The sequence below is a fragment of the Flavobacterium subsaxonicum WB 4.1-42 = DSM 21790 genome (assembly GCF_000422725.1).
GTDB lineage: Bacteria > Bacteroidota > Bacteroidia > Flavobacteriales > Flavobacteriaceae > Flavobacterium > Flavobacterium subsaxonicum.
On the sequence record NZ_AUGP01000008.1, the window covers coordinates 49,601 to 61,938 of the forward strand.

Consider the following 12,338-nt stretch of genomic DNA (forward strand, 5'->3'; position numbering starts at 1 on the left):
ACAAAAAAGGATGGCCTAACCCGCCATCCTTAAACCAATAACCAAACCAACAGTAGTAAACATGAATAAGAATAACAGTTTAAAATGTCTTTTGGCACTGCCTGCCCTGCTGCTTTTTAGCGGTGTGGCCTCGGCACAGATCCAGAATGCCGACGTATTGAATGCCCCTATTGATGTAAGCAAAGATTTTGAAAATTATTTAAACACCTTTTATTTTGCCGATGAGCTGGCCTCTTTTGACCCTGCCACCGGAAAAGGAACCGTTAAATACATTCGCTATAATTATAAAACACGCCAGGCCTTTAATAACATGATGATGAAGCCGGACGTGGCGGTGCCCAACGAATTTCCGGCAACGGAATATGAGGCAGCACCCGTTCAGCCATTCGAGATCAAGTTTGTGTCAGACCGTACGGTAAGGATAAAAATGAGCTCGCGCCCGCAGTTTGGCCAGGCTGAAGAATCGCTTATGCTGGTTAACGGCACGGCGCCCAACCATCCGGAAAGCTGGAAGTATGCCAAAACAGCTACAGGCCATGTTTACACAAGCAAATATGGTAAAGTAGAGATTATTGCTAAGCCGTGGCACGTAAAAGTGTACGATGCAGCAGGCAAACTGCTTACCTCTACACTGCATAACGACGATTTGCAAAACACTTATACCCCTACGCTTCCGTTTGCTTATGTGCGCCGCAACAGCGATTATTCTACAAGTATGGCACCGGTATTTAGCCTGGAGCCTGATGAAAAGATATTTGGCTGCGGAGAATCGTTCACCAACTTTAACAAGCGTGGGCAAAAAATGGTTTTGTATACCGATGATGCCAATGGCGTACAGAATGAGACCATGTACAAGCCTATTCCGTTTTACATGAGCAGCCGTGGCTATGGTGTGTTTATGCATACCTCTGCCCCTATTACGGTAGACTTTGGTAAATACTACACCACCGCCAACAAAATGATGCTGGGCGATGATGTGGCCGACCTGTTTATTTTTATCGGCGAGCCGAAAGATATATTAGATGAGTATACCGATTTGACCGGTAAAGCAGCAATGCCGCCACTATGGTCTTTTGGTTTATGGATGAGCCGTATTACTTATTTTTCTGAAAAAGAAGGCCGCGAAGTAGCCAAAAACCTTCGTAAATATAAAATACCAAGCGATGTTATTCACTTTGATACCGGCTGGTTTGATGTAGATTGGAGAAACAACTACCAATTTGCCTCTAAACGTTTTGACGATCCCGTTAAGATGATGGCCGACATGAAAAAAGACGGCTTTAACGTATGCCTTTGGCAGCTGCCGTATTTTACGCCAAAAAACACCCTGTTTAACGAAATTGTAAGCCAGGGCCTTGCCGTAAAAGATAAAAAAGGCAACCTGCCGTATGAGGATGCCGTACTGGATTTCTCTAATCCGGAAGCCGTTAAATGGTATCAGGCAAAACTAAAGCATTTGTTCGACCAGGGGGTTGGCGTGTTTAAAGTAGACTTTGGCGAAGCCGCCCCAGCCGATGGCCTTTACCACTCGGGCCGTACCGGTTTTTACGAGCACAACCTTTACCCATTGCGTTATAATAAGGCTGTAGCTGAAATTACACAAAAAGAAAAAGGCTATACCCTTATCTGGGCGCGTAGCACCTGGGCCGGCAGCCAGCGTTACCCGTTACATTGGGGTGGCGACGCCGAAACCAACAACGGCGCTATAGCTGCTACACTTCGTGGTGGTTTATCGTTAGGGTTATCCGGGTTTAGTTTCTGGAGCCACGATTTGGGTGGTTTTGCTACCAAGTCGCCGGAAAATTTATACAGGAGGTGGACACCGTTTGGCATGCTAACATCGCACGTGCGCAGCCACGGCGAGCCGCCAAGGGAGCCGTGGTTATATAGCGAAGACTTTTTAAAAGGCTACAGGAACGCCGATAACATGCGTTACGAGCTTATGCCATATATCTACGCACAGGCTAAAGATAGTTCAGAAAAAGGCCTGCCGATGATGCGTGCATTGTTTGTAGAGTTCCCCAACGATCCGGGGTCGTGGTTAATAGACAACCAGTACCTTTTTGGGTCGGATATTTTGGTTGCCCCGCTATTGGAAGAAGTTACCGAGAGAGACGTTTACCTGCCACCGGGCCAATGGATAGACTACCAGACCAAACAGGTATACCAGGGCGGATGGCACAAAATTAAAGCCGGAGACATACCTATTGTAGTACTGGTTAAAAACGGTGCGGTTATACCCCACATACAACTGGCACAATCAACACAGGATATGGACTGGAGCAAGCTTACCCTTAAGGTATATGCTGCAGAGGGTACTGCCACTGCTATAGGCAAGGTATTTTTACCGGGCGGCGATACCGTACAAACGGTAACCACCGCTAAAAAAGGCACTGCCTTTGAGGTAAGCCAAAACCCGCTTGGCACAAAAACTACATTTAAAACAGAATGGATAAAATAAGTTAATTATTTGGGTTAGTTACTTATTAACCGGGGCTTTGTGCACTTTCAAAGTCCCGGTTTTATAATAAACCTTAATAATCAGCATCAAAACAATTGTATGGGCAAATTTGCACTATATCTACTATTATTATTTGCATTACCCGCTGTATCGCAGCAAAAATACCCTTTTCAGAACCCTAAGCTGGACACCGAAAAGCGTATTGATAATTTACTGTCGCTGATGACGCTTGATGAAAAAATAGCGGCGCTAAGCACCAACCCATCGGTACCAAGGCTTGGTGTAAAAGGCACCAGTCATGTAGAAGGGCTTCACGGCCTGGCACTTGGCGGCCCCGGAGAATGGGGTGGCAAAAATAAAACACCGCTGCCTACCACAACTTTTCCGCAGGCGTATGGCCTTGGCGAAATGTGGGATACCGAAATGCTTAAGAAAGTTGCCGGTGTTGAGGCGTTAGAAACACGTTATGCCTACCAGCACTACAACCGTGGCGGACTGGTAGTACGTGCCCCAAATGCCGATTTGGCTCGCGACCCCCGTTGGGGCCGTACCGAAGAAAGCTATGGCGAAGATGCCTTTTTTAACGGCACGCTTACAGTGGCTTTTGTAAAAGGGCTTCAGGGTGATAACCCCAATTACTGGCAAACAGCCGCGTTAATGAAACACTTTTTAGCCAACAGTAACGAAGATGGCCGTACGTACACATCATCCGATTTTGATGAGCGTTTGTGGAGGGAATATTATTCGGTGCCTTTCCATATGGGCGTTGTTGAGGGCGGAAGCCGTGCCTACATGGCGGCGTACAACAAAGTAAACGGCGTACCGGCAATGGTGCACCCCATGCTTAAAGACATTACGGTTAAAGAATGGGGCCAGAACGGCATCATCTGTACCGATGGTGGGGCGTTCAAACTATTGCTGTCCGACCATAAATATTATGCCGATAAATACCTTGGGGCTGCCGCAGCGGTTAAAGCGGGCATCAACCAGTTTTTAGACGATTATATAGATGGTGTTTACGGTGCCGTTGCCAACGGCTACCTTAAAGAAAAAGATATTGACGATGTGTTGCGTGGCGATTACCGCGTTATGATACAACTCGGCATGCTTGACCCGGCTGAGGGCAACCCCTACGCTGCTATTGGCACTGCTACCGATGCTACCGACCCATGGTTATCTGAATCGCATAAAAAACTGGCGCTGGAGGCTACTCAAAAGTCGATCGTGCTTTTAAAGAACGACCCGGCCAAGAACCTGCTGCCCATAGATCGCACCAGGGTAAAGCGCATTGCGGTTATCGGCCCCCGAGCCGACGAAGTATTGCTGGACTGGTACAGTGGCACCCCACCCTACACCGTTACCCCGCTTGCCGGTATTAAAGCCAAAGCAGGCGAGAATATCGAGATTACGTATTCACTTAATAACATAGACGGTAAAGCGGCAATGCTTGCTAAAAATGCCGACCTGGTTATTGTACTTGTGGGCAACCACCCGTGGTGCGATGCCGGTTGGGCAGACTGCCCCGTGCCAAGCAACGGCAAAGAGGCCGTAGACCGGCAGTCGATAACATCAGAGCACGAAGATTTAATTAAAGTCGCCTACCAGGCCAACCCTAATACGGTTGCGGTTTTAATAAGCAGCTTTCCGTATGCTATTAACTGGACGCAGGAGCATGTGCCCGCCATTGTACACATGACCCAGAACAGCCAGGAAACCGGCAATGCCCTGGCCGATGTGCTTTTTGGCGATTACAACCCCGCAGGCAGGCTAACCCAAACATGGGTTAAAGATATTACCGATCTGCCTCCGTTTTTAGACTACAACATTCGCAATGGCCGTACCTATATGTATTTTAAAGGCACGCCGTTGTATGCCTTTGGCTATGGCTTAAGCTACACTACTTTTGCCTATAAAACATTAGAGACCAACAAACCATCGTTATCTAAAGATGGCAGCCTTACCGTAAACGTAACGGTAACCAATACCGGCAGCCGCGATGGCGAAGAGGTGGTTCAGCTTTATGTAAAGCACACCAACTCTAAAGTAGAACGTCCCGAAAAAGAGCTTAAAGCCTTTAAAAGGGTGGCCCTGAAAGCCGGCGAAACCAAAACGGTAGCGCTAACCCTTCGGGCAAAAGACCTGGAGTACTGGAACGTTAAATCCCAGAAATTCGAACTCGAAAAAGGCAGTATCGAATTACAGGCCGGTGGCGCCTCAAACGCCATCATCCTAAAAAAGAACATTAATATAAATTAACCCAAAATATTTATGAAGAATAAGATTGTATGCCTTTCGGCTATTGCCATGCTCCTGCTGGCCACTGCATGTAAGGAAGAGACTGTGATTAACGACACTGCTAAAAACGGTGAAACCGCTGCTTACCAAGGTAAAGAGCTAAGCGATGAGTTTGATGCGAAGATCGACGAGATCGTGAGCAAAATGACCCTTGAAGAAAAAATTGGCATGCTGCACGGTTACAGCATGTTTACTAACGAGGGCGTAGAACGCCTTGGCATTCCGGAAGCACACATGGCCGACGGCCCGCTTGGTGTGCGTGAAGAGATTGAGCGTATGAGCTGGGCACCTGCCGGCCGTACCGACGACTTTGCTACGTACTACCCTGCCGGTGCAGGCCTTTCGGCTACATGGAGCCCGGAGATGGCAAGTACTTTTGGTAAATCTATAGGCGAAGAAGCCCGTGCCCGTGGTAAAGACATTTTGTTAGCACCGGCGTTTAATATTATCCGTACTCCCCTTGGTGGCCGTACGTATGAGTACATGACCGAAGACCCATTCCTTAACAAAACCCTTATTGTACCTTACGTAGTAGGTGTTCAGGATCAGGATGTGGCTGCGTGTATTAAGCACTATGCTGCCAACAACCAGGAAACTAACCGTGGTACTGTAGATGTACAGATTGATGAGCGTACGCTTCGCGAAATTTACCTGCCTGCTTTTGAGGCTGCTGTAACTAAAGCCAAAGCATATAGCGTTATGGGTGCTTACAACAAATTTCGTGGCGATTACCTGTGCGAAAACAAATACATGCTGCAGGACATTCTTAGAGATGAGTGGGGTTTTAAAGGTATCGTAATTTCTGACTGGGATGCGGTACACAGTACTAAAAAAGCCCTTGAGGCCGGTACCGACCTTGAGATGGGTACTAACAAACCATCGTTTGATGAGTTTTACTTCGCAAAACCACTTTTAGCCGAGGTAAAAGCCGGTACGGTTACCGAAGCTGAAGTAGACAAGCACGTTAAAAGGATGCTTAAACTGTATTTTAACCTTAAAGCAATGGGTACTGCTACAGACCGTGCTAAAGGCAGCATTGCTACAGAGGCGCACTTTAAAGATGCTTATAATATTGCATCAGAGTCGGTTGTACTATTAAAAAACAACGAGAATTTGCTTCCGCTAAATGCAGATGCGCTTAAAAGTGTAGCTGTTATTGGTGCAAATGCCACGGCTAAACATGCACAGGGTGGTTTTGGTGCCGGTGTAAAAACCAAGCGCGAGGTTACCCCTCTTGAAGCACTTACGGCTAAACTTCCTAAATCGGTTACTATTAATTATGCCGAAGGTTACAAAACAGAATTCAAACCTAAAAAGGAAATGAAATTTGGCGAAGTAACCCAGGAAGCTAAAGAAACCGTAAACGACCTTGACCCTAAAATGGTTGCCGAGGCGGTTGCTGCTGCTAAAAAATCAGACATTGCCATATTGTTTGTAGGTGCTAACCGTAACTATGAGACAGAAGCGTCTGACCGTATAGACATGAGCCTGCCGTTTGGCCAGGAAGCCCTTATAACAGCTGTTAAGGCTGCTAACCCTAAAACTATTGTTGTATTTGTAGCGGGTTCTCCGTTCGACATCAATAACATCGAAAAACAAAACTCAACAATTGTTTGGAGCTGGTATAACGGATCTGAAGGTGGTAACGCCCTGGCCGATATACTTCTTGGTAAAGTAAACCCATCGGGTAAACTGCCTTGGACAATGCCTAAAAAAATTGCTGATTCGCCTGCACATGCTACCAACAGTTTCCCCGGTGGTGCTACAGAGGAGTATAAAGAAGGCTTATTAGTAGGCTACCGTTGGTTTGATACTAAAAATGTGGAGCCGCTATATCCATTTGGTTACGGTTTATCGTACACTAAATTCGCATTCTCTGAGGCTAAGGCCGATAAAGCATCATACGGTACCTATGATACCATTAAAGTTACAGTAGACGTTAAAAATACCGGTAAAGCCGATGGTAAAGAGGTGGTGCAGCTATATTCTGCCAAAGCAGATTCTAAAGTTACACGTGCCGCTAAAGAGCTTAAAGGCTTTAATAAAGTGCTTGTAAAAGCAGGCAATACCGAAACAGTTACTATTACTGTACCGGTTAAAGAGCTTGCTTACTACGAAGTAGCTTCTAAAAAATGGGTGGTAGAGCCAGGTAAATACACGTTTAAACTGGGTAACTCTTCAAGAAATATTACACAGGAAGTTACAGTTACTATTAAATAGGTTGTAGCCGAAACTGGCACAGTGCCTATAAAACATTTACCTGAGCTCCGGAAGAGCGGCATGAATATTACTATCATCCAGATTTTAATATGCCGCTCCTCCGGAGCTCTATCAAAAAAAACAACCTTATTTACTATAAATATGGCGCTCCTAAGGAGCTGTAAATACGATATGAAAAAAAACATACTCCCCTTACTTGCGGCTATGGCTTTAACGGGTTGTGCATCGCATAAAGATGTACCGGCACAACGCCACTACGAACCTACGTGGCAATCGTTAGCGCAATATGATGAAACTGCCGAGTGGTTTAAAGATGCCAAGTTTGGTATTTATGCCCACTGGGGCGTGCTGTCGGTTCCGGCCTATGCTAACGACTGGTACCCGCGCAACATGCACGTGGAAGGGTCTGACGAGAACAAGCACCAGGTGGCAACCTACGGGCCGCTGGATAAATTTGGCTACCACGATTTTGTGCCCATGTTTAAGGCCGAGAATTTTGATGCCAATGCCTGGGCCGACCTGTTTGTAAAGGCCGGCGCTAAATTTGGCGGCGTAGTGGCAGAGCACCACGACGGCTGGAGCAACTGGGATAGTAAGATAAACCCCTGGAACAGTATGGCTATGGGGCCGCACCGCGACTTGGTGGGCGAACTAAGCAAAGCCATACACGGGCGTGGGTTAAAGCTGGTAACGTCGTTCCATAAAGACCGTAACCTGCAAATAAACAAAGACAACCCCGATAAGTGGGGCGATGATATTTCGTACTTCCCATACAACCCTAAAATGGCAACATCGTCTAACGATCCGTTGCTTAGCGTTATGTATGGTAACATCCCGAAAGAGAAATTTTACCAAAACTGGCTTGGCGAACTTAAAGAGCTGATAGACAACTATTCGCCCGACCTTATTTACTTTGACAGTAAAATGACTAAGATACCCGAAAAGTACAAGCAGGAATTTCTGGCACATTACTTTAACCATTCGGTTGCCGAAAAGCAGCAGGTGGTGGTTACCCACAAAGAAGGCGAACTACCTAAAACAGTGAGCCTTGAAGATTTTGAGAAGGGCCGCAACAACGCCATTACCCAGGATTTTTGGCTTACCGATGAAACGGTATCAGTAGGTAGCTGGAGCTATACTAACGACCTTGGCCTGAAGACCGCTAACGACATTATTGACCTACTGGCCGATATTGTGAGCAAAAACGGCGCCCTGATGCTTAACGTATCGCCTATGGCAAACGGTACCATACCACAAAACCAGCAGGATATATTACTTGAAATTGGCCAATGGCTTAGCATTAACGGCGAAGCCATCTACGGCTCGCGCACCTGGAATGTTTTTGGCGAAGGCCCAACCAAACTCGATAAAGGAGGCATGTTTGTAGATAAGGTGGCGTATACCGATAAAGATATCAGGTACACGCGCAAGGGTACTACCATTTATGCGATAGTTTTAGGCTGGCCGGGAAGCAATGCCGAAGTGGTGTTGCAATCTTTCAGCGGGCAAACGCTAAACCAAGTTCCGAAAGTGAAAAATTTAACCGTTTTAGGGTCGGATGAGACAATAAAATTTCATGTTGATGATGCCGGTTTGCATTTTACCACCCCCTCTAAAAAAACAGACGATAAGGCCTTTGTTGTAAAAATAGAGACCAGATAATACCAACCGGTATAAAGCAAAAAACCCTGTTCAAATTATTGAACAGGGTTTTTTATTGTAATTAAATTCTTATAATTTACTAATATAGCTACCGTAAATATCTTTAAACTGATAGCCCTCTGTAAAGCGGTCTTTGCTCAGTTTTTTGTTTTCAGATAATCCCCAAAGGATAAATTCTTTTAAAAAATACTGGTCTTCTTGAGGCGTATCAGGTTGGTATTTAAGCACTAATTGTTTAAGCGGAATAATGCTGTCCAGTTGTTTTTTATACTCTTCATCGGTAGCATCGTCTAACAATTCAAAGCCACTTTCGTTAAAGAACCAGTCGATAATCTCCTGGTAAGGGCTTTTTTCGTTAGGCTTTTCAAGCTTCTCAATCTTAGGAAAGTAATCCGGGAAGAACGTTTTAATGGCATTGCTAATTAAATGCTCGGCAACCACGGCGGCTCCCTCCTGCTCTCCTTCGTATACCAACTCTACTTTACCTGTAATGGCCGGGATAATACCCATAAAATCAGTCAGTCGCACTGTAGTCTTTTCAGACCCGGAGCGTAGGGCACGCCTTTCGGCAGTGCTCAACAGGTTCTCAAAAGCTGTAATACTCATACGGGCACTAACACCACTCTTATAGTCTATAAATTCGCTCTCACGGGCCTCAAAACCAATCTGTTCCAGTATATCTTTAGCTAAAGATGGCACATGTATAACTTCGCTCTGGCGGCCGTCAAGGTTGGCTTCCTGCTCGGTAATTGTACGTGCAATCTTAACGGTTTCAGGGTAATGCGTAAGTATCTGCGACCCAATCCTGTCTTTAAGCGGGGTAACAATGCTGCCACGGTTGGTGTAATCTTCCGGGTTTGCGGTAAATACAAACTGAAGGTCTAAAGGCATACGCACTTTAAAGCCACGAATCTGGATATCGCCTTCCTGTAAGATATTGAACAAAGCCACCTGTATACGCGCCTGTAAATCAGGCAGCTCGTTAATAACAAAGATGCAACGGTTAGCTCGCGGAATCATACCAAAGTGTATAACACGATCATCGGCATACGATAGTTTAAGGTTAGCAGCCTTTATAGGGTCTATATCACCAATAAGGTCGGCCACAGTAACATCGGGTGTAGCAAGCTTCTCGTAAAAGCGTTCGCTGCGGTGCAGCCAGCTAATTGGGGTATCGTCGCCTTTTTCTTCAATTAGGCTTTTGGCGTAGCGTGAAATTGGCTTCAGCGGGTCATCGTTAATTTCAGACCCCTCAACAAACGGAATGTACTCATCAAGTAAATTTACCATAAGGCGGGCCAGCCTTGTTTTAGCCTGCCCCCTAAGACCCAGCAAGTTAATATTATGGCGCGAAAGTATAGCGCGTTCCAGTTCGGGTATAACGGTATTCTCAAAGCCCCAAACCCCGGTAAAAACAGTCTCGCCTTTGCTGATTTTGGTTCTAAGGTTCTGCCTTAATTCATCTTTAATGTTTATGCTTTTGTACCCTGCGGCCTTTAATTGTCCTAAGGTCTTTATATTTTGTGTGTCCATGTATGTATCTAAAATTTAAAAAATCTATTGTAAAAGTCTCATATCTAACGTCTATCATCCTCTGTCTATCATCCTCTGTCTATCATCTATTATATAAGGTCTTACCCTCTTACTTAACCCTCTTCTTCCTATTCGTTTCATAATCTTCAAAAATCATTTCTCCCAATCCTTTAAGGCCTGTGTAAAATGCCTTGCCCTGGTTGGCCTCAGTAAACTGGTTTACAAAGCGTTGCAGGTAAGGGTCGTTAGCAATCATAAACGTAGTAATGGGTATGTGCAGCTTACGCGCCTGTGCCGCCATAGTGTAGCACTTATCGGTAATATATTCGTCTAAACCGTTGCTGTTCATATAGTACGATCCATCCTTCTCTTTAACGCAGCTGGGTTTGCCATCGGTAATCATAAAAATTTGCTTGTTGGTGTTACGCTTTCTGCGCAGCATATCCATTGCTAATTCGAGGCCGGCGACGGTATTGGTATGAAAAGGCCCCACCTGCAGGTACGGCAAATCTTTAACCGCAATAGGCCAGGCATCGTTGCCAAACACCAAAATTTCTAAAGTATCTTTAGGATAGCGTGTTGTAATAAGCTCAGCAAGAGCCATTGCCACCTTTTTAGCGGGGGTAATACGGTCTTCGCCATACAAAATCATACTGTGGCTAATATCAATCATCAGCACCGTGCTCATCTGGGCTTTAAACTGGGCATCCTCCACCACAAGGTCGTTCTCGGTAAGCATAAAGCTGTCTACTCCGTTGTTAACCTGGGCATTCTTTAAGCTTTCTGTTAACGAAATCCTGTCGAGCCCATCGCCAAAATGGTACTCCCTGAACTCGCCGGTATGCTCATCGCCACTACCCGCATATTTGGTTTTGTGGTTACCCGAACCACTCTTTTTTAAGTTGCCAAAAATTTGCTTAAGTGCCTGCTGCCGTATCGACTGCTCTGTTTTGGCGGTAATTTTTAATCCGCCGGTGCCGTCGTCTTTAACTTCATCTTTAATATAACCTTTCTTCTTAAGGTCTTCAATAAAATCATCAATAGTATAATTCTTATCGGTAAGCTTATATTCTTTATCCAGCTCGCGCAGCCAGTCTAAAGCTTCATCTAAATCGCCTGAAGTATGTGTTATTAATTCGGTAAATATTTCGAAGAGTTTGTCGAACGGAGACACATTTGGGGCTTCATATTTCTTAAATATAAACCCTTTTTTCTTATTTGTTTCCATGCCCTTAAAATTATTACATAATGCAATGCGTGCCGCTTAAATGTGTAATAATTTTTAGTTAAAGTAAAATTGCATGCCGGCAAAATTTGTAAATTATAAGCAATGTCCTGTTATACCCCTTACGTTGTCGCAGTTGCACCGCTACACACTTATCCATATTTCTTAACTTTGGGTAACAAATAATACTAAAACCTATGCAAAAAATAACACCCTGCCTGTGGTTTAACGGAAAAGTAGACCAGGCATTAGACATTTATACGTCTGTATTTAAAGACTCTAAAGTTAAACAAATAGCACGCTATGGCGAAACCGGGCCAGGAGAGCCGGGATCTGTAATGACGGCTGTTTTTGAGATTGAAGGCCAGGAATTTATGATACTTAACGGCGGGCCGCAGTTTCCGTTTACCGAAGCTGTATCGTTCACTGTACATTGTAAAGACCAGGAAGAAGTAGATTATTATTGGGACAGCCTTACGGCGAATGGCGGCGAGGAAGTTGAATGCGGATGGCTAAAAGACCCGTTTGGTTTACGCTGGCAAATTGTGCCTGACATTTTACCCCGCATGTTAGCCGACAAAGACCCTGTAAAATCTCAAAAGGCAATGCAGGCCATGCTGCAAATGAAAAAGATTGACATTGCCAAACTTGAAGAAGCTTATAATAGCTAATCGGAATTTTACAGCACCACGCTTGCGCATTTTAGTAAGCCATATTCCTGCCATCCGCTGTATCTGCCTTCCTGCGGTCGGCAGGATGCCGCTACTGTCAGGGCTATTACAATCTTAGATACACCAAAAACAAACCGCCCCATGCTGATTGCATGGGGCAGTTTTGGTATTGTTATTTATGTGGCTGCTTATCGTTTTAACGAGAAGTGTGCCTTAAATTCTTTAGTTACATTACCATCAGGGTAGGTAACGGTAAACCAGTAGTCGTCAG

7 protein-coding genes are annotated in these 12,338 nt (G+C 45.2%); 5 read left to right on the plus strand and 2 right to left on the minus strand.

Features of this window, described 5'->3' with window-relative positions; all coding sequences use genetic code 11:
* Positions 1 to 61 precede the first annotated feature (61 nt).
* The 4 genes from G509_RS0102500 to G509_RS0102515 all read left to right on the plus strand — a co-directional run bounded on the left by G509_RS0102500 (position 62) and on the right by G509_RS0102515 (position 8,638).
* Positions 62 to 2,461, plus strand: a complete 2,400-nt coding sequence (locus G509_RS0102500; protein ID WP_035738401.1) for a glycoside hydrolase family 31 protein — start codon at positions 62 to 64, stop codon at positions 2,459 to 2,461.
* 99 nt (positions 2,462 to 2,560) lie between these two features.
* A complete protein-coding gene (locus G509_RS0102505) occupies positions 2,561 to 4,717 on the plus strand; it encodes a glycoside hydrolase family 3 C-terminal domain-containing protein (RefSeq protein ID WP_026990084.1) in 2,157 nt (718 codons plus the stop codon).
* Between the two features lie 12 nt (positions 4,718 to 4,729).
* Positions 4,730 to 6,976 (plus strand): glycoside hydrolase family 3 C-terminal domain-containing protein, encoded by a 2,247-nt coding sequence (locus G509_RS0102510; RefSeq protein ID WP_026990085.1) that lies wholly within the window; start codon positions 4,730 to 4,732, stop codon positions 6,974 to 6,976.
* A gap of 171 nt (positions 6,977 to 7,147) precedes the next feature.
* On the plus strand, positions 7,148 to 8,638 hold the full coding sequence (locus G509_RS0102515; RefSeq protein ID WP_026990086.1) for an alpha-L-fucosidase: 1,491 nt from the start codon (positions 7,148 to 7,150) through the stop codon (positions 8,636 to 8,638).
* Positions 8,639 to 8,707: 69 nt separating this feature from the next.
* Here the strand turns inward: G509_RS0102515 and G509_RS0102520 are convergent, their stop codons facing one another.
* Entirely contained in the window at positions 8,708 to 10,171 is a 1,464-nt protein-coding gene (locus tag G509_RS0102520) for a hypothetical protein (RefSeq protein ID WP_026990087.1), read from the minus strand.
* Between the two features lie 109 nt (positions 10,172 to 10,280).
* Positions 10,281 to 11,399, minus strand: a complete 1,119-nt coding sequence (locus G509_RS0102525) for a vWA domain-containing protein (RefSeq protein WP_026990088.1) — start codon at positions 11,397 to 11,399, stop codon at positions 10,281 to 10,283.
* 194 nt (positions 11,400 to 11,593) lie between these two features.
* Between G509_RS0102525 and G509_RS0102530 the strand changes: the two genes are divergently transcribed.
* The gene (locus G509_RS0102530) at positions 11,594 to 12,067 is read left to right on the plus strand and encodes a VOC family protein (RefSeq protein ID WP_026990089.1); all 474 of its coding nucleotides are present in this window, start codon (positions 11,594 to 11,596) and stop codon (positions 12,065 to 12,067) included.
* Positions 12,068 to 12,338: the final 271 nt, after the last annotated feature.

Coding starts and splice junctions, on each gene's coding strand:
- G509_RS0102500 (WP_035738401.1), top strand. CDS start 62: ATGAATAAGAATAACAGTTTAAAATGTCTTTTGGCACTGCCTGCCCTG.
- G509_RS0102505 (WP_026990084.1), top strand. CDS start 2,561: ATGGGCAAATTTGCACTATATCTACTATTATTATTTGCATTACCCGCT.
- G509_RS0102510 (WP_026990085.1), top strand. CDS start 4,730: ATGAAGAATAAGATTGTATGCCTTTCGGCTATTGCCATGCTCCTGCTG.
- G509_RS0102515 (WP_026990086.1), top strand. CDS start 7,148: ATGAAAAAAAACATACTCCCCTTACTTGCGGCTATGGCTTTAACGGGT.
- G509_RS0102520 (WP_026990087.1), bottom strand. CDS start 10,171: ATGGACACACAAAATATAAAGACCTTAGGACAATTAAAGGCCGCAGGG.
- G509_RS0102525 (WP_026990088.1), bottom strand. CDS start 11,399: ATGGAAACAAATAAGAAAAAAGGGTTTATATTTAAGAAATATGAAGCC.
- G509_RS0102530 (WP_026990089.1), top strand. CDS start 11,594: ATGCAAAAAATAACACCCTGCCTGTGGTTTAACGGAAAAGTAGACCAG.